This window comes from Pseudoalteromonas sp. R3 (assembly GCF_004014715.1).
In the GTDB taxonomy this organism is placed as follows: Bacteria; Pseudomonadota; Gammaproteobacteria; order Enterobacterales; family Alteromonadaceae; genus Pseudoalteromonas.
On the sequence record NZ_CP034835.1, the window covers coordinates 375,197 to 396,538 of the forward strand.

Below are 21,342 nucleotides of genomic sequence, written 5' to 3' on the forward strand. Positions count from 1 at the left end.
TATGAAAAAGATCATCAGTCTGGTACTGGTTTTTTTGCTGGCGTTTAGCGTGTTTGTCGCAATTACTATGCCTGCCAGTGTCGCTTTACAATTGTCACAAGGTGCGCTGCCACGAGCGCTGTCTGTTGGTGCCGTGTCTGGCTCTGTGTGGGAAGGACGGATCAGCGAAGTACGCTATGAAAATGTTCAGCTCAATGATGTCACCTGGCAGCTTAATGGTTGGGGATTACTAACTGGCCAGCTGCAGGGGAAAGTGCGCTTTGGTTCACCCAGAACATTAGAAGAAATCTCCGGCAATAGTAATTTCTCGATGTCACTGCTGGATAAGTCGGCAAAACTGGATAACGCGATACTGCGCTTCAGTGTTGAGCAGGCCATGCAACAGGTGACACTGCCGCTGCCTGTGGAAGCGAAAGGTCGTGTGATCCTGAGTATTGATGAGTACCGTAGCGGGCAGCCTTATTGTGAAGCACTTAATGGTGAGATCAGTAGCCCGAATATTGATATCAAAGGTCTGACAGGCTGGTTTAGTATCGGTGATATGAGTGGTGCATTGACCTGTAAGTCTGGTGATATCGCGGTGACAGTTGACCCGGAAAACCGCCTTGGACTGCGTGCTGATGCGACCCTGGCCGCCAATATGCAGTTCCGTGTCGCGGGCAACATCAAACCCGAGGCGTCTTTACCTAAAGAAGTACACGATGCCGTTAAATTCTTAGGGCGTCCGGATAGCGAAGGACGTTACCCGGTAAGCTTATAAACTATGATGACCTTTAGTTACGAAGCGCAGCATCAGGCTGCGCTCAGCGAGTATCTTGAGCAACGCCCCGGAGCTTTGAGCCTGCGTGGCGTTGAAGGCTATCTGTTTGCGCTTATTTGTGGTCCTGATGGGATAGAGCCTGAGCAATGGCTGAGTGAGGTGAGTCTGAATGATGAGGCGTTAGAAGAGCATACTGTGTTCGCTTTTTTAGCATTACATCACCATATTAGCGAGCAGGTTTTTTCTGGCCAGTTTTCTCTGCCTGTGCAGGCACAGTCTCTGTGGGCTGAAAAGCAGCAGTGGAGTCAGGGATTTTTACTGGCCAGCCAGCATTACTACGAACGCCTGATGAGTGCCTCAGGTATACCACAAGAGCTACTCCAGGCGTTGCAAATGGCCACTGAGCAGCTGGCTTTTTTCAGTCTGCAAGAGCAGCAAGTTGCACAGTTTTGTCAGCAAGGGGGGCATGATATGGCTGCCTTTTGTGCTGAGCAACTTAGCCTTGCTAACGACTTTGCGCAAGGGTATGCCGCACTGATAGAGCAAGTCGCTCTGGCCAGCGGCCTGTATAACGAGTAACTCTGTTACATCAAATCAAGTGCAATGTTGGTGCAGCCTTTAGCGCAATGGGCACTGCCTTTAGTTCCTTCAGCACCGGTCAGGTCGAGTAAAACAGGCTGATTGCAGTCAGTACATAATACTGTCTGACCTTTGCTTAATTTCTTCAGCAGGGCCTTTTGGTCATTAAAAGACTTAGCCCTGGCTTTATTGAGTTGAGAAAAGTCCATTACAAACCCGCCTGTTTCAAGGAACCAGCAGCAATTTCACACACAGTCAGAAGCTTCGGACCATAGAAATACATATTCAGCTCATTGCCTTCACAAAACTTCAGGTGAAACACCTTCATTTTCTCATTGGTTGACAATGCAGACATGATGTAAGACTGCTCAGACTCTGTCAAAGTCAGCTCTTTATTGATCTGCTGGCGGGCCAGTTTCGCAGCCATACTGTACTGGGCTTTGCTGGTATCCCCAAGCAGGTCTACACCATACTGGATCATTTGCTCGCGTGGCTCTTTGATGCTCGGGTGGTCTATGGTGAACAGTGCTAGGATCACCACAACTAAAATCAGGTACTTTTTCATAACTGCAACTACTTTGATCTAAACAGCTAAAAGATGTCGCCAGTGTAATAAAATGAGGGAAATAAAAGCAAGTTTAGTGCTAGGAATTTTTTATTACTTAGTTTAGTTGCAATGCTGTTTTATGTCGGCTTTTCCCTTTAAAATGAGCAAGATCTAATCCAGATTGATATACTACACATATAAAATAGAGGTCACTGTAGCAAGTACCTGTCCCTGGCGCGTAAGGAGCTGTGATGGACAAACAAATTAAGGTCAAGAATATCCCCGTCGATGTCAAAATCCATAAACCCGACGATTTACAACCAGACAGGTTTAACCCACGCAACCGCATTTATGTCAGGGCAGTCACCGGGTTACATCAGAAACTCAGGAAGCAGATTGGTTTTATCGGCATGCTGGCTTTCATGCTGTTACCCTGGATCAATTTCAACGGCGAGCAGGCGGTGCTGTTCGATATTTTTGAGCAAAAGTTCAACATTTTTGGTCTGACGTTGTGGCCTCAGGATTTAACCATTTTGGCTTTTATTCTGATGATTGCGGCATTCGCCTTGTTTTTGGTGACTACTTTCTATGGCAGGGTGTGGTGCGGCTATACCTGTCCGCAAACGGTCTGGACCTTTATATTTATCTGGTTTGAAGAAAAGTTAGAGGGCACTGCCAATCAGCGTAAAAAGCTTGATCAGCGGCCTATGGACTTTGATAAATTCTGGCGTAAATCAGCTAAGCATTTAAGTTGGATGCTGTTTTCCTTGTATACGGCTATTTCGTTTGTGGGGTATTTCACGCCTATCCGTGACTTACTCCCCGATCTGCTAATGTTCTCGGCCTCCGGATATGCAGCATTGAGCGTGGTGGTTTTCACTTTGTGTACTTATGGCAATGCTGGCTGGATGCGTGAGATTATGTGTCTGCATATTTGTCCTTATTCACGCTTTCAGTCCGCTATGTTTGACAAAGACACGTTTACGGTGAGTTATGACACCGAGCGTGGTGAAAGTCGCGGTCCGCGTGGCCGTAAGGAAGATCCCAAAGCGCTGGGGCTAGGGGACTGTATCGACTGTAAGTTATGTGTGCAGGTGTGCCCGACCGGTATCGACATCCGCAATGGACTGCAATACGAGTGCATAAACTGCGGTGCCTGTATTGATGCGTGTGATGGTGTGATGGATAAAATGAACTATCCAAAAGGCCTTATCTCGTATACAACTGAGCGTAACCTGGAAAGTGGCAGCGACAAAACCAAAGCAGTACGCGGGAAATTGATCGGTTACTTACTGATATTGATTGTATTAAGCGGTGCTTTGGTTGCTAACGTAGCGATGCGTAAGACACTCGATCTGGATATCATCAGAGACAGAAATCAACTTTACCGCGTCAATGTAGAGGGCCTGGTGGAAAATACCTACACGCTGAAAATGATCAACAAGGCACAGGTGCCTCAGACTTTCCTGATCAGCATTCGCGGTTTGTCTGACTTCACTATCATTGGTAAACAGGAAATTCAAATCGCGGCGGGCTCAACCGTCGACCAGCCTTTATCGGTTGTGATCGACCCGTACGATTTGACGCTGCCGGTGACGGAATTTGAATTTGTCATTACAGTGAAAGACGAACCTGAAGAGTACATCGCACAGCCAACGAACTTTTTTAAGGGTCGTTAGCGTAGATAGGGTACAATGGGGTAACTCATTTACTTCATAAAAAGCGGGTTAGCCCGCTTTTTTGTTACTTGGCCCACCGCTATTGAGGTGAAAGGCTGTGAAAGGTAAAAATTATGACTGATTTCAGTTTTCAGAACTTAACGCCCGATCTGATCCTCGATGCTGTTGAAAGTGTAGGTATCTATCCCGAATCCGGATTGCTGCCACTCAACAGCTATGAGAATCGGGTTTATCAGTTTCGTGCTGATGATAACCGTCGTTATGTTGCCAAGTTTTATCGGCCCGAGCGTTGGCAGTCAGAACAGATCCAGGAAGAGCACGATTTCACACTGGCTCTGCAAGAAGCCGAAGTGCCCGTTGTCGCTCCGCTGCGTGTTGACGGACAAAGTTTGTTTGAGCATCAGGGCTATCGATTTTGTTTATTTCCGAGTGTCGGTGGTCGCCAGTTCGAAATGGATAACCTGGATCACCTGGAAATGTTAGGGCGCTACATTGGTCGTTTACACAGCGTTGCACAGCAAAGTGAGTTTGTGCACCGCCCCGCGATTAATGTTGCCGGTTACCTGCATCAACCACGCAAGGACATTTTGGCGTCTGAGTGTTTGCCTGAAACATTGCGGCTGGCGTTTACCACGGTGCTTGATCAGGTAATTAACAAAGCAGAAGAAAAATTCACACCATTCCAGCAGATCCGTTTGCATGGTGATTGTCATGCTGGCAATATTCTATGGTCTCAGGAACAGTTGATGATTGTGGACCTTGACGATTGTCGTCAGGGGCCCGCCGTTCAGGATCTCTGGATGATGCTAAGTGGTGACAGGCAGAATCAGGTCATGCAGCTTGATACCCTGTTATCCGGCTACGAAGAATTTGCCTCGTTCGATACGAGCGAACTGGCGTTAATTGAGCCGCTAAGAGCAATGCGTATGGTGCATTACATGGGGTGGCTGGCCAAACGTTGGCATGATCCGGCGTTTCCCCGGAACTTTTCGTGGTTTGCAACAGACAAATACTGGGAACAGCAGATCCTGGCGTTAAAAGAACAACTTGCCGCACTGGATGAAGCGGCGATCAGTCTTTATCCATAAAAATTTAGAGAGAATAGTAATGTTAAAATCGATTAAGGTTGCGCTAATTGCGTTGTGTATGCCTGTGCTGGCAATGGCTGCCGACTTCACGGATGGCAAACACTACCAGACATTAACAACGACAAAGAGTGAGTCGGCCAAGGTCACAGAATTCTTTTCCTTTTACTGTCCGCACTGCTTTCAGTTTGAACCGGTAGCTAAAGCACTAGAAAAAAGCCTGCCAGCGGGTGCTGTATTCGAAAAAAGCCACGTTAATTTCTTGGGTGGGCTGTCGCCTGAAGTGCAAAGTTACCTGAGCTATGCCTACATCATTGCTAAACACCATGGTAAAGCACAGCAGGTGAGCGATCAGATCTTCAATACCATTCACGTGCAGCAGGTACAGCTTAAAGACCTAAAAGACATCAAAAAGCTGCTGGAAGCCAATGGTATCAGTGGCGAGCAGTTTGATGCAGCTATGGCCAGTATGCCAGTTATTAGCGCGGAAAAAGCCATGGTTGAAAAGCAAGAGACGTTCAGCAAAGCTGGTGCACTGACAGGAGTGCCGACTTTCGTTGTGAATGACAAATACAAAATTAACCTGAGAGAGCTGAGCAGTCAGGCTGAGCTGGATGAGCTGGTTAAACACTTACTAGAAAAATAATGGGAGCAGACCATGTTTAAATCAATTTGCGCCGCAGCATTGGCGCTATTATTACCTTTGATGGCAAGCGCTGCCAATTTCCAAGAAGGTAAGCATTATGAGGTTGTCGCAGAGCGGGGCACCAAAAAGCCTGAAGTAACTGAGTACTTCTCGTTTTATTGTCCGGCCTGTAACAACTTTGAATCCTTAATTGGTGAGTTCAAACCAAAACTCGACGGCGACGTGAAATTCAAAAAAAGCCACGTTGACTTTGTCGGTGTACGTGACCCTGAGATCCAGCAGATGATGAGCAATGCGTTGGCGACGGCGTCTGTATTACCGCAAAAAGATAAGATCGTTGCGGCGATGTTTGCCCATTTGCACGGCAAGCGTGGTAAGTTCAACGAGGTTGCTGACATTAAAGACTTGTTTGTAGCTCAGGGCGTGTCTGCAGAGAAGTTTGATAAACTGTACAAGAGCTTCTCTGTACGCACTAAAGCGAAGAAAATGAAGCGCTCACAAGAGCAGATGCAAGACAAAGGCGCGCTGACGGGTGTACCGACTTTTATCGTCAACGGCAAATACAAGCTGATCTTGTCGCGTGAATCTGGCGTGACTTCACCGGACGACATTGCTGCTCTGATCAACTATCTGGCGAAAAAATCCTAATCTTTAAGATGAAAAAAACCCGCGATGAACGCGGGTTTTTTTATGCCTCAAATTCACTTTATTTTCTGGTCAGAAAGACGCCCGACTCCACATGGTGGGTATAGGGGAACTGATCGAAAATGGCGATGCGTGAGATCTGGTGCGTGTCGCATAGTAATTCCAGATCGCGTTCCAGCGTATCCGGGTTACAGGAAATATAAATGATGTTGTCGTATTGGCTGACCAAGTTACAGGTGAGCTCATCCATGCCTGCGCGAGGTGGATCGACTAAAATGGTCTGGCAGTTGTAACTTTGCAGGTCTATGCCTTTGAGGCGGGAGAACTGTTTTTCACCCTTCATGGCTGCCGTAAATTCCTCGCTCGACATACGAATGATATCCAGGTTATCCACCTTATTGGCTGCAATATTGTATTGTGCAGAATGAACCGATGATTTAGAGATCTCTGTGGCTAATACTCGGTTAAACTGACCTGCCAGTGCGATAGAGAAGTTGCCATTACCACAGTAAAGTTCGAGAAGATCGTTTTGCAGCGGAGCGCAAAGATCTTGTGCCCAGGCCAACATTTTTTCATTCACTGCCGCGTTGGGCTGAGTAAAGCTATTTTCAACCTGCTGGTAGGTGTAATGTTTGCCATTGACTGTAAGCTGCTCTGTCACAAAGTCATCGCCAAACACCACTTTTTGTTTTCTGGCACGACCGATAAAGTCGACTTTATAGCTTTGTTGTAGCTCATTACGTAAAGCCTGCATAGCCTCTTGCCAGGCATTGTCCAGCGCTTTGTGATAAAGCAGGCTGATCAGCACTTCGCCACTGAGCGTTGTCAGATAATCAATCTGGAATAGTTTACGGCGCAGGATCTCGTTGTGGCGCAGCTTATCCATCATTACCTGCATCATTTCATTGACCAAAGGCGCGCCGGATCGAACTGATCGACTCGGATCTTTTCTTTGGTCTGTTGATCGAACATGATGTGGAACAGATCGTCTCCATCATGCCAGACGCGGAATTCGCAACGCTGGCGATAGTGGCTTTTTGGGGAGTCGTACACTTCCAGTTGTGGCGCATCGAAGCGGGCAAATTGCGCACTGATCCGCTGTTGTTTTTCTGTCAACTGTTGCTCGTAGGTCGAAGTGTCAATCGTGATCACCGCCATATTAAAACCACCATAGTTAATGCAAAGAGGCGCTATTTTAGGATGCACTTTCGATTTGTCCAGCAAAGAGCAAAATATTTTGCTCTTTTATTGTACAATAGACTTAAGCTTAAGGCGTTTTGGCCGATAACCAACTATCAAGTAAAGCGGAGAGCAGACATGAAAATCGGACAGTTGAATCAGCTGTTGAATCCGGCGATGCAGCATAATGCGGGTAAAGCCAAATCGCTTATCCCTAATATGTCAATTAATACGGATAGTTACCACGGAAACAAATCTCAGGCAGCAGCCAAGATCCTTGATGATAAACTCGCACAAGCACTGGGCATTGAGAAAAAAGAAGAAAAAGACAAGCCCCTGTTTGATTTTGAAGAAATTGTCAAAAATGTGCTGGGGTTTGTCCAGGGGGCAGTGAAAAAAGCCAAAGCAGCCGGAGAAGACGACGACACACTCAAAAGTATGCTTGATCAAGCACGTAAGGGCGTGCAGATGGGAATTGATGAAGCGTCTGAAGATTTAAAAGGCACAGGCCTGTTTAATGATGAAATCGAGGAAGGGATAGAAAAGTCCCGCGAAGGGATTTTTAAAGGGTTAGATGAGTTTGAAAAAGAGCTGTTTGATCCTAAACCACAGCAGGTATCTGTGAGTGCTGCACAGTTTGCCAGTTTATCTAATCAAGCCGAGTATGCCTTTACTACTGCTGAAGGGGATGAGGTGGTGATTTCGTTCAGTGATGCGATGAGTCAGTCGAAAGCGGCAAGCTATGCACGTAATGGCGATGGCGAAGGGTTTGCGTATGGTGAGCAAAGCAGTCATGAGCTTAATTTTTCCATCAGTGTGAATGGCGACCTCAACGAAGATGAGCAGGCCGCGATTAATGACATGATGAAAGACATCCGCGATGTCAGCGATACCTTTTTCGCCGGTGACTATGATGATGCGTTTGCCAAAGTGCAGGAACTGGGAATTAACAGTGAGCAAATCGTCAATTTCACTATGGATCTGCGCCAGACCAAAACTTCTGCTGCGATTGCCCAGTATCAACAGAGTAATCCAATGAAAGATTTGGAAAAAGCACTGCAGCCGCTGGATCAACGTCTTGAAGGGATCCATGATGAAGCGAAAGGACTGGGCATAGAAGCTCAGTTGCCGGATATCATGGCCTGGATAAACGAAGGTCAGGCACGTCTGAATGAGTTTCTTGATTATGCTCAAGGGTTCTTTAGTGCATTAGAATCCCGTCAGGCGGATAAGCAAGATCAACAAGTTTAGTAGATCGCTCAAATCCTACTTGCCCAGGAAATGACGCTAGTATTTATTTTAAACCCTGACCGTGGCACACTGCGCGCGAACTGCAAATAAGGAGCGTATGTGCCACATATTCTTGTCTTTGATTCTGGTATTGGCGGAACCAGTGTACTTACGCACATTCGTAACGCTTTGCCTCATGCCGACTACAGTTATGTGATGGATAATCAGCTGCTGCCTTATGGCTTGCAGTCCCAGCAGACGATCCAGCAGCGTTTGGCTGCGCTCATCAAGTGGATTGACCGTGAGCAGCGTCCTGTCGATATCATAGTGATTGCGTGTAATACCGCCTCTACTTATGCATTGGAGTCGACGCGCCAATTAACCTCTATCCCGATTGTTGGAGTAGTACCTGCGATTAAGCCTGCTGCGTTAGCCAGTCGCGCAAAGCACATTGGCTTACTGGCGACACCCGCAACCTCCCGGAACGTTTATACTCAACAACTAATCCTGCAATTCGCGAATGAATGCCGGGTTGACCTTTATCAGTCGACTAAGTTGGTTGAACTGGCCGAGCAGTTTTACTGGTCCGGTGATATTGACCGTAAACAACTTATCGCTGAGATCAACCTACTTAAACTCTCGCCTGAATTAGATCATCTGGTACTTGGTTGCACGCACTTTCCTATTATTGCGAAACCCCTGAGTGAGTTTATTTCAGAGTCGGTTACTCTTGTTGACTCAGGTGCAGCGATTGCGAGGCGGGTGTCTACATTACTTGCACAGGATAGTACTGTTAAGGAAGATAAAGTCCAGACCCAGTGGTTGGGAATAAAAAAGGGGACAATAAACTGGTATGCAACAGCACAACTGGCAATCCCGGTTGAACGGCCTGAAATCAGATTGATCAATCTCGATCATGAATAATTGAGAGCATCCGTTTGGTGGACGTTTTTCAATATGCTCGGATCAAAGGGCGGCAAATAAACTCGGCAATAAAAAGGGGTGGTAACCAGATTGGCACCACCCCTGTTAGTGTGTACAACGAGCTGTTATAAAAATAAAGATCAGTCCTGATCGTTAGTAGTCAGCGATTCTTGTTTTTGTTTCGCCTCTCTGACTTTTAACGTACGTTGCTGAAACTCAGATTCATTGAGTTCGTTGATAGCTTTGAGGGCATCAGGCTCCGGCATTTCGACAAATCCAAAACCGCGACGTTTACCTGTGTTCTTATCTTTAAGCAAACGGACCGAAAAAACACGTCCCTTTTCTTCGAACAAATCCCGGACGACTTGCTCATTTGCTCTGTAAGGTAAGTTGCCGACATATAATGTGGTTGTCTCCACGGAGTTACTACTGTCACTACCTGTATTTCCTGTTGAGGAAGCAAAAGCCGATGCTACACCTCCGATTACGATGCCCAGCGCCAGTAGTAAGGCGGGATCAATTTGACTGTTTACGAGCACAAAGTGGCCAAGCGCATAACTCAGTATTGCCAGGAGAAGTACAGTAAACAGTGTCTTACGATCGAGAATATTCATAAGGATCTACCAAAAAACGTTGAATACACATTAATTTAACAAGAAAGGTTGCTATATTAACGACTTAATCAAATATCGCAATAATTAAATATAGAACCTGTTGAAAAGATTGCACCTTCTTGATGGATTTACCGTCGGTATTGAGGGTTTAAAGATAAATGATCAAAAAGATCCAAAAAAATGAAAAAAGGGGTTGCATCGTTTTTCGATTTCCCTATAATGCGCATCCACCGACACGGGGCACAACGCTGAAAAGCAACAAGCCAAGTGAAGGGAAAGCCAAACGGAAAGCTTAATTAAGAAAAATTAAATTTTCTAGTTGACTTTAAAAGTGAAGCGGTTAATATGGCGCTCCACTTCGCAGCAAGGCTGCGGTGACTAACTAAGGTTAGTTACACCGGGTAACCGGATTATGTTCTTTAAAAATATGAAGCAATCATCTGTGTGGGCACTCGTGCAGATTGAGTTCTAACAGCGAATTTCAGTTTACTGAATGACGCAAACAAATTTAGAGTCTCAATTGAGCTGAGTGACCAACGGAATAAACATAGTTTATTCAGCACAGTCAATTCGATACCGACAGGTATCAAAATCAGAATTCAATGAGCACGAAACTTCGGTTTCAAAAAACTTTTAATTGAAGAGTTTGATCATGGCTCAGATTGAACGCTGGCGGCAGGCCTAACACATGCAAGTCGAGCGGTAACATTTCTAGCTTGCTAGAAGATGACGAGCGGCGGACGGGTGAGTAATGCTTGGGAACATGCCTTTAGGTGGGGGACAACCATTGGAAACGATGGCTAATACCGCATAATGTCTACGGACCAAAGGGGGCTTCGGCTCTCGCCTTTAGATTGGCCCAAGTGGGATTAGCTAGTTGGTGAGGTAACGGCTCACCAAGGCGACGATCCCTAGCTGGTTTGAGAGGATGATCAGCCACACTGGAACTGAGACACGGTCCAGACTCCTACGGGAGGCAGCAGTGGGGAATATTGCACAATGGGCGCAAGCCTGATGCAGCCATGCCGCGTGTGTGAAGAAGGCCTTCGGGTTGTAAAGCACTTTCAGTCAGGAGGAAAGGTTAGTAGTTAATACCTGCTAGCTGTGACGTTACTGACAGAAGAAGCACCGGCTAACTCCGTGCCAGCAGCCGCGGTAATACGGAGGGTGCGAGCGTTAATCGGAATTACTGGGCGTAAAGCGTACGCAGGCGGTTGATTAAGCGAGATGTGAAAGCCCCGGGCTTAACCTGGGAACTGCATTTCGAACTGGTCAACTAGAGTGTGATAGAGGGTGGTAGAATTTCAGGTGTAGCGGTGAAATGCGTAGAGATCTGAAGGAATACCGATGGCGAAGGCAGCCACCTGGGTCAACACTGACGCTCATGTACGAAAGCGTGGGGAGCAAACAGGATTAGATACCCTGGTAGTCCACGCCGTAAACGATGTCTACTAGGAGCTGGGGTCTTCGGACAACTTTTCCAAAGCTAACGCATTAAGTAGACCGCCTGGGGAGTACGGCCGCAAGGTTAAAACTCAAATGAATTGACGGGGGCCCGCACAAGCGGTGGAGCATGTGGTTTAATTCGATGCAACGCGAAGAACCTTACCTACACTTGACATACAGAGAACTTACCAGAGATGGTTTGGTGCCTTCGGGAGCTCTGATACAGGTGCTGCATGGCTGTCGTCAGCTCGTGTTGTGAGATGTTGGGTTAAGTCCCGCAACGAGCGCAACCCTTATCCTTAGTTGCCAGCGATTCGGTCGGGAACTCTAAGGAGACTGCCGGTGATAAACCGGAGGAAGGTGGGGACGACGTCAAGTCATCATGGCCCTTACGTGTAGGGCTACACACGTGCTACAATGGCATATACAGAGTGCTGCGAACTAGCGATAGTAAGCGAATCACTTAAAGTATGTCGTAGTCCGGATTGGAGTCTGCAACTCGACTCCATGAAGTCGGAATCGCTAGTAATCGCGGATCAGAATGCCGCGGTGAATACGTTCCCGGGCCTTGTACACACCGCCCGTCACACCATGGGAGTGGGTTGCTCCAGAAGTGGATAGCTTAACCTTCGGGAGGGCGTTCACCACGGAGTGATTCATGACTGGGGTGAAGTCGTAACAAGGTAGCCCTAGGGGAACCTGGGGCTGGATCACCTCCTTATCGACTTAGAACTGATTTGTTCGAAGTGTCCACACAGATGATTGTTGCTTGGTGAGTTTACTTGCTGAGTGATATTGCTCTTTAAAAATTTGGAAAGCTGATATTAAATTCTCGGAATGACAATGAAAATTGTTGTTCTATAGAGTTTTCGAAAGAAAAATGCCGATTAATCAATTCTTTGATTAATTAGCGTCTACTTTAGTATTACTTAACTTCTGGCGAAGTTAAAACTGTCTTTAGCAGTACAATTCAAAACTATTTTGGGTTGTATGGTTAAGTGACTAAGCGTACACGGTGGATGCCTTGGCAGTTGGAGGCGATGAAGGACGTACTAACTTGCGATAAGCCTAGTCAAGCCAGTAAGAGGCGCTTGAGACTAGGATTTCCGAATGGGGAAACCCGGCCCTTTGGGTCATCGTTAGCTGAATACATAGGTTAACGAGGCGAACGCGGAGAACTGAAACATCTAAGTACCCGTAGGAAAAGAAATCAACCGAGATTCCGAAAGTAGCGGCGAGCGAAATCGGATTAGCCCTTAAGCTTTAATGTAGTTAGTGGAACATTCTGGAAAGTATGACGATACAGGGTGACAGTCCCGTACACGACAACTTATTTAAAGTGAAATCGAGTAGGTCGGAGCACGTGAAACTTTGACTGAATATGGGGGGACCATCCTCCAAGGCTAAATACTCCCAACTGACCGATAGTGAACCAGTACCGTGAGGGAAAGGCGAAAAGAACCCCTGTGAGGGGAGTGAAATAGAACCTGAAACCGTGTACGTACAAGCAGTAGGAGCCCTTCGAGGGTGACTGCGTACCTTTTGTATAATGGGTCAGCGACTTATATTCTGTAGCAAGGTTAACCATTTAGGGGAGCCGTAGCGAAAGCGAGTCTTAACTGGGCGCTTAAGTTGCAGGGTATAGACCCGAAACCCGGTGATCTAGCCATGGGCAGGTTGAAGGTCAGGTAACACTGACTGGAGGACCGAACCCACTAACGTTGAAAAGTTAGGGGATGACCTGTGGCTAGGAGTGAAAGGCTAATCAAACCGGGAGATAGCTGGTTCTCCCCGAAATCTATTTAGGTAGAGCCTCGGACGAATACTTACGGGGGTAGAGCACTGTTAAGGCTAGGGGGTCATCCCGACTTACCAACCCTTTGCAAACTCCGAATACCGTAAAGTACTATCCGGGAGACACACGGTGGGTGCTAACGTCCATCGTGGAGAGGGAAACAACCCAGACCGTCAGCTAAGGTCCCAAAGTGTATGTTAAGTGGGAAACGATGTGGGAAGGCTAAAACAGCTAGGAGGTTGGCTTAGAAGCAGCCATCCTTTAAAGAAAGCGTAATAGCTCACTAGTCGAGTCGGCCTGCGCGGAAGATGTAACGGGGCTAAACATACCACCGAAGCTACGGCTGCGAACTTAGTTCGCGGGGTAGGGGAGCGTTCTGTAAGCGGCTGAAGGTGAACTGTAAGGTTTGCTGGACGTATCAGAAGTGCGAATGCTGACATGAGTAACGATAATGCGGGTGAAAAACCCGCACGCCGGAAGACCAAGGGTTCCTATCCCATGTTAATCAGGGTAGGGTGAGTCGACCCCTAAGGCGAGGCTGAAGAGCGTAGTCGATGGGAAACGGGTTAATATTCCCGTACTTGGTATAAATGCGATGGGGGGACGGAGCAGGCTAGGCAAGCATGGCGTTGGTTGTCCATGTGAAAGGCTGTAGGCTGGTGACTTAGGAAAATCCGGGTCGCTAAGGCTGAGAGTCGAGACGAGCCACCACGGTGGTGAAGTTGTTGATGCCCTACTTCCAGGAAAAGCCTCTAAGCTTCAGTTTATATCGAATCGTACCCTAAACCGACACAGGTGGTCAGGTAGAGAATACTAAGGCGCTTGAGAGAACTCGGGTGAAGGAACTAGGCAAAATTGTACCGTAACTTCGGGAGAAGGTACGCTCTTGTTTGTGAAGGACTTGCTCCGTAAGCAGACGAGAGCCGCAGTGACCAGGTGGCTGGGACTGTTTATTAAAAACACAGCACTGTGCAAAATCGTAAGATGACGTATACGGTGTGACACCTGCCCGGTGCCGGAAGGTTAATTGATGGGGTTAGTCTTCGGACGAAGCTCTTGATCGAAGCCCCGGTAAACGGCGGCCGTAACTATAACGGTCCTAAGGTAGCGAAATTCCTTGTCGGGTAAGTTCCGACCTGCACGAATGGTGTAACCATGGCCACGCTGTCTCCACCCGAGACTCAGTGAAATTGAAATCGCAGTGAAGATGCTGTGTACCCGCGGCTAGACGGAAAGACCCCGTGAACCTTTACTACAGCTTGGCACTGAACATTGACCCTACATGTGTAGGATAGGTGGGAGGCTTTGAAGCGCGCACGCTAGTGCACGTGGAGCCGACCTTGAAATACCACCCTTGTAGTGTTGATGTTCTAACTTAGGCCCCTAATCGGGGTTGAGGACAGTGCCTGGTGGGTAGTTTGACTGGGGCGGTCTCCTCCCAAAGAGTAACGGAGGAGCACGAAGGTTGGCTAAGTACGGTCGGACATCGTACGGTTAGTGTAATGGTAGAAGCCAGCTTAACTGCGAGACAGACACGTCGAGCAGGTACGAAAGTAGGTCATAGTGATCCGGTGGTTCTGAATGGAAGGGCCATCGCTCAACGGATAAAAGGTACTCCGGGGATAACAGGCTGATACCGCCCAAGAGTTCATATCGACGGCGGTGTTTGGCACCTCGATGTCGGCTCATCACATCCTGGGGCTGAAGTCGGTCCCAAGGGTATGGCTGTTCGCCATTTAAAGTGGTACGCGAGCTGGGTTTAGAACGTCGTGAGACAGTTCGGTCCCTATCTGCCGTGGGCGTTTGAGAATTGAGAGGGGCTGCTCCTAGTACGAGAGGACCGGAGTGGACGAACCGCTGGTGTTCGGGTTGTCATGCCAATGGCATTGCCCGGTAGCTACGTTCGGAATCGATAACCGCTGAAAGCATCTAAGCGGGAAGCGAGCCTCGAGATGAGTTCTCACTTTAACTTAGAGTTAACTAAAGGGCCGTTGAAGACTACAACGTTGATAGGCGAGATGTGGAAGTGGTGTGAGCCATTGAGCTAACTCGTACTAATTACCCGTGAGGCTTAACCATACAACGCCAAAGTGGTTTTGTTTGTTAGAAGTTAAGAATTAAAGTAGACGAAAGAATTTAATACGCTTTTCCAGATTTTAGTGAGATGTTGAGAGACGTCTTGCACAACAGTTTATGCTTGGTAACCATAGCGTTTTGGAACCACCTGACTCCATGCCGAACTCAGTAGTGAAACGAAATAGCGCCGATGATAGTGTGGGGTTTCCCATGTGAAAGTAGGACATTGCCAAGCTCCTAATAAAAAAAGCCCGATTCGAAAGAGTCGGGCTTTTTTGCGTTTGGAGTAATTTAAAGAAGCTGTAGATAGAATAGCGTTGTCTATTCATCCATGAAGCTGGGTCCCATCGCGCGTCTCGATAATTGCTCCTGCATTATTCTACTTCCCCACATCCATATGGGTCCTTGCGCTCATCTCAGTGAGCTGCGAAGCGGTGCTTCGGTCTCAATTCACCCTTGCGCAAAGTCAGTAAGTGTACTCGCGTTGCTCGCCGTCATTGTACCTTACACTACTATTTTATTAGCCGAAACTGAGCTAGTATCCAAACATCTAATGAAATAACGCTAAAACAATGTCTGAACTTTATCACTGGTTTGATTTATTGGGTGTCATGGTATTTGCTATATCGGGTACTTTGATTGCGTATAGTAAGCATATGGATGGCTTTGGTGTCGTGGTGCTCGCAACAGTTACAGGTATCGGAGGAGGGACCATACGGGACGTGATCCTCGATGTGCCCGTTTTCTGGCTGCATGATTCAAGCTACTTCATCGCCATTTTCTCTGCCGTTGCGGTCAGTATCTGGACACTCAACAGGCAAAAGCAGATCCCCACTCAATATCTGCAAATAGCGGACGCATTCGGGCTGGCGTTCTTTGCCGTAATGGGGGTTCAGAAAGCCTTGAATATTGGTATGCCCGACACGACGGCTGTGATCATGGGCGTTTTGACAGGCTGTTTTGGTGGCGTGATCAGAGACGTACTGGCGAGAGAAATCCCGCTCTTGCTCAAGGGAGAACTGTACGCTATTACCTGTATTTTGGGTGGGATCGTTTATACTCAACTCATAGACTTTAATTTATCGACAGAGGTTGTCATGCTGCTTGCAATGGCCACTACGCTGTTTGCCCGTCTGGCAGCCATGCGTTGGCACATTGTATTGCATGTCTTTAACTACAAAGATTAAACAAAGGACAAGGAATGTCATTAGCGAGAATACTCACACGAGCTCAGGTTGGTATTGAATCTCCTGTTGTAACAGTCGAAGTACACCTTAGCAATGGGCTACCGAGTTTTAATATTGTAGGTTTGCCCGAAACATCGGTTAAAGAATCAAAAGAGCGCGTGCGTTCCGCATTACATAATTCGCGATTTGTATTTCCTGAGCAACGTATCACTGTAAATCTGGCCCCGGCCGATCTGCCAAAACAGGGGGGACGGTACGATCTGGCGATTGCCATCGGTATTTTAGTGGCATCGGGGCAGCTCAATGAGCAAACAACGCAAGGTTGCGAGTTTTACGGTGAATTAGCACTTAATGGTGAAATTAGACCTGTTACTGCAATTATTCCCGTTGTGATGGCTGCAAAAAATGAGCGGCACAAGTGCTACATCCCAGAACCAAATGTCGCTATGGCTCAGCTGGTAGAGTATGAGCACTGCGTCGCTGCTGATACACTCCAAAGGCTTTGGTTAGACCTAAGTGGTCAGGCTCAATTACCTCTAATTGATTATACTACGGCAACACCTTCTGACAGCCCAAACTTGTGCTTTATGGATATGAGTGATGTTAAAGGACAACCAATGGCGAAGCGGGCGCTCGAAATTGCGGCTGCTGGCGGACACAATATTTTATTTCTTGGCCCTCCAGGTACGGGCAAGTCTATGTTGGCCCAGAGAATGCCGGGTATTATGCCAAAAATGAATGTAGAGCAAGCGCTGCAAACTGCGGCGGTTTACTCTTTGACTGGCAAGCAGTTGGATCATCACAATTGGCGTAACAGGCCTTTTCGTGCGCCCCACCATACTTGTTCAGCTGTTGCTTTAGTTGGGGGATCTTCAAATCCCAAGCCCGGAGAAATATCTTTAGCACACAATGGAATTCTGTTTTTGGATGAACTACCAGAGTACGAGCGAAAGGTACTGGACTCATTGAGAGAGCCAATGGAAACGGGGGTAGTAACGATTTCACGTGCTGCACAACAGGTCGACTTTCCTGCTTCATTTCAGTTGATAGCCGCACTTAATCCGAGCCCCACGGGTTGTCACACAGATAAAAGAGCTTCACCTGATCAGGTGTTGAGATACCTGAGTAAGATATCAGGCCCTTTCGTTGACCGTATCGATTTGCAAATTGAATTGCCCCGCTTAAGTACGCAGGAGCTGCAATCAACAAGGCAAGAAGTACCAAGTGAAGTGATCCGCTGTAGGGTAGAGGCTGCATTTGAAATTGCCCTGAAACGACAGAATAAAGCCAATGCCAGACTCTCGACGCGGGAAATAGAACAACACTGTGCACTTGCCCCAGATGTTGCTCAGCTGCTTGCCAGGGCCACAGAGAAGCTCAACCTATCTCCGCGGTCCTATCATCGTATTATCAAGGTTGCCAGAACGGTTGCGGATTTGGCACAACGCAGAGATATTACAGTACCTGACTTGAAAGAAGCACTCAGCTATCGAGCATTTGAGCGACTATTGGGACAATTGACTTACAGCTGAGGAGGGTTAAGTTGACAGCATATAGCCTTTGCCGCGCACAGTGACTATCCGCTTTTGTTCTTTTTCGTCACCTAGCTTTTTACGAAGCCGACCAATGAGCACATCCACGGTTCTGTCACTGGGACTCCAGTCTGGTTGGCCTATATCTTCTGAAATTTTAGCCCGTGAGGTAGCCTTACCCGCATTCGCGATCAGGCAAATAAGTACTTTGTGCTCTGCTTCAGTAAGTCGGGCTTCTTCGCCTTGAGGGTTGATGAGCGTACGGTTATCCGGGTGCAACTTGAAGTCTGCATACTCAATAAACTCCTCAGATTCATCTTCGGCTTTAGTGCCTGCAATACGTTTGTAGAGGGCACGCATGCGCAGTTCAAGTTCTAGTAGATCAACCGGTTTACAAACATAGTCGTCTGCGCCCTGAGCCAAGCCCGCGATACGGTCTGCTTGCGTGTCTCGGCTGGAGAGCATGATTACGCCAATATCAGTAAATGTATTGAGCTCTTTGGCGAGATTAAGGCCGTCTGTCGCGGGTAATACAACATCTACAATGGCCATATCAAATGGCGTACCCTCATTGATTTTGCTTTGAACGAGTTGCAATGCCTGTGCACCGGTATTATCCAGCGTGAGCTGAAATTCAGTATCAGCAAAATGGTTTGAAATCCTTTTTGCCAGTAGGTCATCATCTTCCACCAGAAGCACGTTAATGTTCATAGCACCATAACTTTATCAATAAATCACCTATATATTAGCACTGAGAAAACTGGGCTGAGAAGGGTAAGTTGATTATTTTCAAATAAAAAACAACTTAAATAAAACTTTAGTATGAGGCATGGAAGTGAATAAAAATGTGGTATTTATGAGAAATCATACAGTTGAATGGGTTTTATAAAAAAAGGCAGCACCTAAGTGCTGCCTCGGTTGTTATTTTCCATATAGATGCAACCACCACTGAGGTTGCTCTTTCAGGTGTTTATCAAAGTAAGCCAGCATAGTATCCCACCACTGAAAGCGACGGTCGCGGGCGAATATCTGGTGATCCGCTCCCTTTATTTCAATCAGTTCTACATCCTGACCAAGCAGTTTTAACGCGGTATACATGGTGTGACTTTCACCCACTGGCACGTTTACATCAGCATCGCCATGTAGCAACAATAAAGGTGTCTTTACTTTGTCGGCATGAAAGACTGGGCTGTGTTGAGAGTACAGTTTCGGGTTATTCCATGGGAAGCTGTGTTTTGACGCTTCGCCTGAATAAAGGTAGCCCCACCAACCCTGACCCCAATATGAGGTAATGTTGGAGATACCTGCATGTGAAATAGAGGCACTGAACATGTCTGTCTTGGTGGTTAGCAACATAGTCATGAAGCCGCCGTAGGAGGCGCCTAAGTTGCCCAGGCGATTCTTGTCGACAAACGGATACTCAGTAAGAAAAGCCTTGGTACCTTTGATTATGTCATCAGCCGTTTGTTCACCCCAGGCATTAACATGCTGCGCGGAGAATTCTTGACCAAATCCGGTTGCTCCTGTGGGTTGCAGAACATAAACCACGTAGCCATTGGCTGCCCACAAATTAAATGGATATCGACCAGTGAACGCTCTTGAAACGGGTGAAGTACCGCCATAGTAATAGATCAATGCCGGATATTGCTTTGACTTGTCCAAATTATGAGGCAGATAAACTCGGCCTTTGATCTCAGTGCCCTGGCTATTGGTGAAGTTAAACTCTTCCAGCTTTGCAATCTCGCTATTTGTATATGCCAGTGGAGCAGAATCCCACAAGGTTCGAGCACGGTTCTTATATATGTTGATCTGCTTGAGTTGTTGAGGTGCAGAAGCTTGTGTGCCTGTCACCAGCAGTGTCGGTTTGCGGCTATCTGCTATGCTGAAGTGTTCAACCACGTCTAAACCGGTTTTTAATCGCGTGTACCTGTCTTTGCTGACATCATAGAGGTAGAGCTGCTGGCGGTCTTCATCAGTGACTTTGGCGATCACGTCACCATTGTTTAAAACCTCGATGGAGCCGACGGCGGGATCAAACTGCTTACTGAGCGCTTTAGCCTGAGTCCCTTGTTTGTCTAACCAATATAACTGGCCATCATAGTTGTTCGATAAGCGATCTTTGTCGATTGTTCTGCCAAGCCCATTTTTAAAGTCAGGGCCCGCAATAACGTAGATACCTTTCGCACCGTATTTGGCACTGTTGATGTTACGGTACTGACCAAGCACCTTATTAGAGCCTTGAGAGAGGTCGTACTCAACCAGTTCTGAAAGCATGTGTGGCGGTGCTGAATAGTCTTGCAAAACACGACTGGTTAGAATGTGATTGCTTCTTCCATCATGGTCTTCGAGAGTATGACTGTGTTTACCTTCAGTGACCGCCTGTATCATACCGGTAGCGATATCAAGCAAATAGATTTGCGTGTTGGTACGGGCATATGACCAGCGGTCTTCCAGGCCTTGATAATGCTTCACAAGTGCCTTGTCATCCTCAGGGGATTTAGACCAGCTAAATATCAAGCTTGTATCGTTAAAGTAGGCAAACCCGCTTGCACCGGTAAGATCTTCAGCAATAACACGGGACTTTAAAGTAGCAAGTTCCAAGAGCATTAGCTGGCCATTGTGGCTATAAACCACTTGCTCGCCATCCTGTCGCCAGGCTAATGAGCTGGCATTGATCCCGTCGAGTGTGAACACCACTTTATCGTCTTCATTGTAAACAGTTGTGCTGGTCAGTGCCTGGTTGCCACGATTACTCTGGTAGTGCTTTTGTGTTGTCACATAATGTTTTGCATCAGGCGCAAAGGAAATGGCGCTGAGAACCGGGGCGTCAAAGAGTTGTTTGGCGGATAATGCGCGGGTGGGTTTATCGGTAAACAAGAGCGTATCATGGTCGGTTTTACCGTTGAATTCTACAGCCACTTTTTTCCAGTCGTCAGCTTGCTCAACAACGATAATGACCTGGTGGTCACCGGTCGGTAAGTTGAGTGAAGAGGTCATTTTGTCAGAGTGGAGCTCACCATTGACAAAAATATGTGCCTTCTCTATGCCATTCAATACCAACTCACCCTGTACAAAGCGGCTGACAGAAAACTCCATTTTCATCGCTTGCAGACCACCCATGGTCAACGCTTTGACCTCTGAAAGCGACCGCCATTCGGCGTCAATACCCAACATAGATAAGGCTTTTTCGGAACCCGATAAACTGGGGATCAGGTTTGCAATGATGGTTTTTTGATGTGCGGTATTGTAGGGCTTAATTGTACTGGCCTGACCCAGTGGGCCTATAAATTGAATATCTTGCTTGTCGATTGGAGCAGCACTCAGTGAGGTACTCAGGGCAGACAACAGCAGCAAAGCAGCCGATCTTAACTTCATAGTTTGCGCCTATTGTGGGTAAATTGGACGTATACTATAACAT

15 protein-coding genes, 3 rRNA genes and 1 pseudogene are annotated in these 21,342 nt (G+C 47.1%); 13 read left to right on the forward strand and 6 right to left on the reverse strand.

Annotation, left to right across the window (positions count from 1 at the left end; genetic code table 11):
- Position 1 precedes the first annotated feature (1 nt).
- Both ELR70_RS06590 and ELR70_RS06595 read left to right on the forward strand, forming a co-directional pair.
- A complete protein-coding gene (locus tag ELR70_RS06590; protein WP_054017550.1) occupies positions 2–760 on the forward strand; it encodes a type II secretion system protein N in 759 nt (252 codons plus the stop codon).
- A gap of 3 nt (positions 761–763) precedes the next feature.
- Positions 764–1,339, forward strand: a complete 576-nt coding sequence (locus ELR70_RS06595; RefSeq protein ID WP_054017551.1) for a UPF0149 family protein — start codon at positions 764–766, stop codon at positions 1,337–1,339.
- A gap of 5 nt (positions 1,340–1,344) precedes the next feature.
- Here the strand turns inward: ELR70_RS06595 and ELR70_RS06600 are convergent, their stop codons facing one another.
- The gene (locus ELR70_RS06600; protein ID WP_054017552.1) at positions 1,345–1,548 is read right to left on the reverse strand and encodes a hypothetical protein; all 204 of its coding nucleotides are present in this window, start codon (positions 1,546–1,548) and stop codon (positions 1,345–1,347) included.
- Positions 1,548–1,904, reverse strand: coding sequence for a hypothetical protein (locus tag ELR70_RS06605; RefSeq protein ID WP_054017553.1), 357 nt, complete (start codon positions 1,902–1,904; stop codon positions 1,548–1,550). Before ELR70_RS06605 ends, ELR70_RS06600 begins: the two co-directional genes overlap by 1 nt.
- Before the next feature lie 233 nt (positions 1,905–2,137).
- Here ELR70_RS06605 and ccoG point away from each other — a divergent pair, with 233 nt between their 5' ends.
- From ccoG to ELR70_RS06625, 4 genes are all read left to right on the forward strand, one after another.
- Entirely contained in the window at positions 2,138–3,565 is a 1,428-nt protein-coding gene (gene ccoG, locus ELR70_RS06610; protein WP_054017554.1) for a cytochrome c oxidase accessory protein CcoG, read from the forward strand.
- A gap of 113 nt (positions 3,566–3,678) precedes the next feature.
- A complete protein-coding gene (locus tag ELR70_RS06615; RefSeq protein ID WP_054017555.1) occupies positions 3,679–4,653 on the forward strand; it encodes a serine/threonine protein kinase in 975 nt (324 codons plus the stop codon).
- 19 nt (positions 4,654–4,672) lie between these two features.
- On the forward strand, positions 4,673–5,296 hold the full coding sequence (locus tag ELR70_RS06620) for a thiol:disulfide interchange protein DsbA/DsbL (protein ID WP_054017556.1): 624 nt from the start codon (positions 4,673–4,675) through the stop codon (positions 5,294–5,296).
- Between the two features lie 12 nt (positions 5,297–5,308).
- On the forward strand, positions 5,309–5,944 hold the full coding sequence (locus tag ELR70_RS06625; RefSeq protein WP_054017557.1) for a thiol:disulfide interchange protein DsbA/DsbL: 636 nt from the start codon (positions 5,309–5,311) through the stop codon (positions 5,942–5,944).
- Positions 5,945–6,002: 58 nt separating this feature from the next.
- On the opposite strand, the pseudogene trmA reads toward ELR70_RS06625, so the two are convergent.
- A pseudogene (gene trmA / locus ELR70_RS06630) lies at positions 6,003–7,099 on the reverse strand (tRNA (uridine(54)-C5)-methyltransferase TrmA).
- A gap of 159 nt (positions 7,100–7,258) precedes the next feature.
- On the opposite strand from trmA, the gene ELR70_RS06635 reads away from it, so the two are divergent.
- Together ELR70_RS06635 and murI are read left to right on the forward strand one after the other, a co-directional pair.
- Positions 7,259–8,371: a DUF5610 domain-containing protein gene (locus ELR70_RS06635; protein WP_054017559.1), complete on the forward strand. Its 1,113-nt coding sequence runs from the start codon at positions 7,259–7,261 to the stop codon at positions 8,369–8,371.
- A 99-nt stretch (positions 8,372–8,470) separates the two neighbouring features.
- On the forward strand, positions 8,471–9,274 hold the full coding sequence (gene murI, locus ELR70_RS06640) for a glutamate racemase (protein WP_054017560.1): 804 nt from the start codon (positions 8,471–8,473) through the stop codon (positions 9,272–9,274).
- Positions 9,275–9,414: 140 nt separating this feature from the next.
- Here murI and ELR70_RS06645 read toward each other — a convergent pair whose 3' ends face one another.
- A complete protein-coding gene (locus ELR70_RS06645) occupies positions 9,415–9,888 on the reverse strand; it encodes an RNA-binding protein (RefSeq protein WP_054017561.1) in 474 nt (157 codons plus the stop codon).
- A 634-nt stretch (positions 9,889–10,522) separates the two neighbouring features.
- Between ELR70_RS06645 and ELR70_RS06650 the strand changes: the two genes are divergently transcribed.
- From ELR70_RS06650 to ELR70_RS06670, 5 genes are all read left to right on the forward strand, one after another.
- A 16S ribosomal RNA gene (locus ELR70_RS06650) occupies positions 10,523–12,055 on the forward strand.
- Positions 12,056–12,326: 271 nt separating this feature from the next.
- Positions 12,327–15,208, forward strand: a 23S ribosomal RNA gene (locus tag ELR70_RS06655).
- Positions 15,209–15,325: 117 nt separating this feature from the next.
- Positions 15,326–15,440, forward strand: a 5S ribosomal RNA gene (rrf, locus tag ELR70_RS06660).
- Together the 16S, 23S and 5S rRNA genes form the textbook arrangement of a ribosomal RNA operon.
- Before the next feature lie 337 nt (positions 15,441–15,777).
- Positions 15,778–16,392, forward strand: a complete 615-nt coding sequence (locus ELR70_RS06665) for a trimeric intracellular cation channel family protein (protein ID WP_054014247.1) — start codon at positions 15,778–15,780, stop codon at positions 16,390–16,392.
- Positions 16,393–16,406: 14 nt separating this feature from the next.
- Positions 16,407–17,924 carry a YifB family Mg chelatase-like AAA ATPase gene (locus ELR70_RS06670; RefSeq protein ID WP_054014248.1) on the forward strand — a complete coding sequence of 506 codons (1,518 nt, stop codon included), beginning with the start codon at positions 16,407–16,409 and terminating at the stop codon, positions 17,922–17,924.
- A gap of 6 nt (positions 17,925–17,930) precedes the next feature.
- Here ELR70_RS06670 and ELR70_RS06675 read toward each other — a convergent pair whose 3' ends face one another.
- The gene (locus tag ELR70_RS06675) at positions 17,931–18,635 is read right to left on the reverse strand and encodes a response regulator transcription factor (RefSeq protein ID WP_054014249.1); all 705 of its coding nucleotides are present in this window, start codon (positions 18,633–18,635) and stop codon (positions 17,931–17,933) included.
- A gap of 210 nt (positions 18,636–18,845) precedes the next feature.
- Positions 18,846–21,299, reverse strand: a complete 2,454-nt coding sequence (locus ELR70_RS06680; protein ID WP_054014250.1) for a prolyl oligopeptidase family serine peptidase — start codon at positions 21,297–21,299, stop codon at positions 18,846–18,848.
- Positions 21,300–21,342 lie beyond the last annotated feature (43 nt).

What these genes read in the sequence shown, in the direction of transcription:
- ELR70_RS06590 (WP_054017550.1), top strand. Translation starts at nt 2, where the DNA reads ATGAAAAAGATCATCAGTCTGGTACTGGTTTTTTTGCTGGCGTTTAGC.
- ELR70_RS06595 (WP_054017551.1), top strand. Translation starts at nt 764, where the DNA reads ATGATGACCTTTAGTTACGAAGCGCAGCATCAGGCTGCGCTCAGCGAG.
- ELR70_RS06600 (WP_054017552.1), bottom strand. Translation starts at nt 1,548, where the DNA reads ATGGACTTTTCTCAACTCAATAAAGCCAGGGCTAAGTCTTTTAATGAC.
- ELR70_RS06605 (WP_054017553.1), bottom strand. Translation starts at nt 1,904, where the DNA reads ATGAAAAAGTACCTGATTTTAGTTGTGGTGATCCTAGCACTGTTCACC.
- ccoG (WP_054017554.1), top strand. Translation starts at nt 2,138, where the DNA reads ATGGACAAACAAATTAAGGTCAAGAATATCCCCGTCGATGTCAAAATC.
- ELR70_RS06615 (WP_054017555.1), top strand. Translation starts at nt 3,679, where the DNA reads ATGACTGATTTCAGTTTTCAGAACTTAACGCCCGATCTGATCCTCGAT.
- ELR70_RS06620 (WP_054017556.1), top strand. Translation starts at nt 4,673, where the DNA reads ATGTTAAAATCGATTAAGGTTGCGCTAATTGCGTTGTGTATGCCTGTG.
- ELR70_RS06625 (WP_054017557.1), top strand. Translation starts at nt 5,309, where the DNA reads ATGTTTAAATCAATTTGCGCCGCAGCATTGGCGCTATTATTACCTTTG.
- ELR70_RS06635 (WP_054017559.1), top strand. Translation starts at nt 7,259, where the DNA reads ATGAAAATCGGACAGTTGAATCAGCTGTTGAATCCGGCGATGCAGCAT.
- ELR70_RS06645 (WP_054017561.1), bottom strand. Translation starts at nt 9,888, where the DNA reads ATGAATATTCTCGATCGTAAGACACTGTTTACTGTACTTCTCCTGGCA.
- ELR70_RS06665 (WP_054014247.1), top strand. Translation starts at nt 15,778, where the DNA reads ATGTCTGAACTTTATCACTGGTTTGATTTATTGGGTGTCATGGTATTT.
- ELR70_RS06670 (WP_054014248.1), top strand. Translation starts at nt 16,407, where the DNA reads ATGTCATTAGCGAGAATACTCACACGAGCTCAGGTTGGTATTGAATCT.
- ELR70_RS06675 (WP_054014249.1), bottom strand. Translation starts at nt 18,635, where the DNA reads ATGAACATTAACGTGCTTCTGGTGGAAGATGATGACCTACTGGCAAAA.
- ELR70_RS06680 (WP_054014250.1), bottom strand. Translation starts at nt 21,299, where the DNA reads ATGAAGTTAAGATCGGCTGCTTTGCTGCTGTTGTCTGCCCTGAGTACC.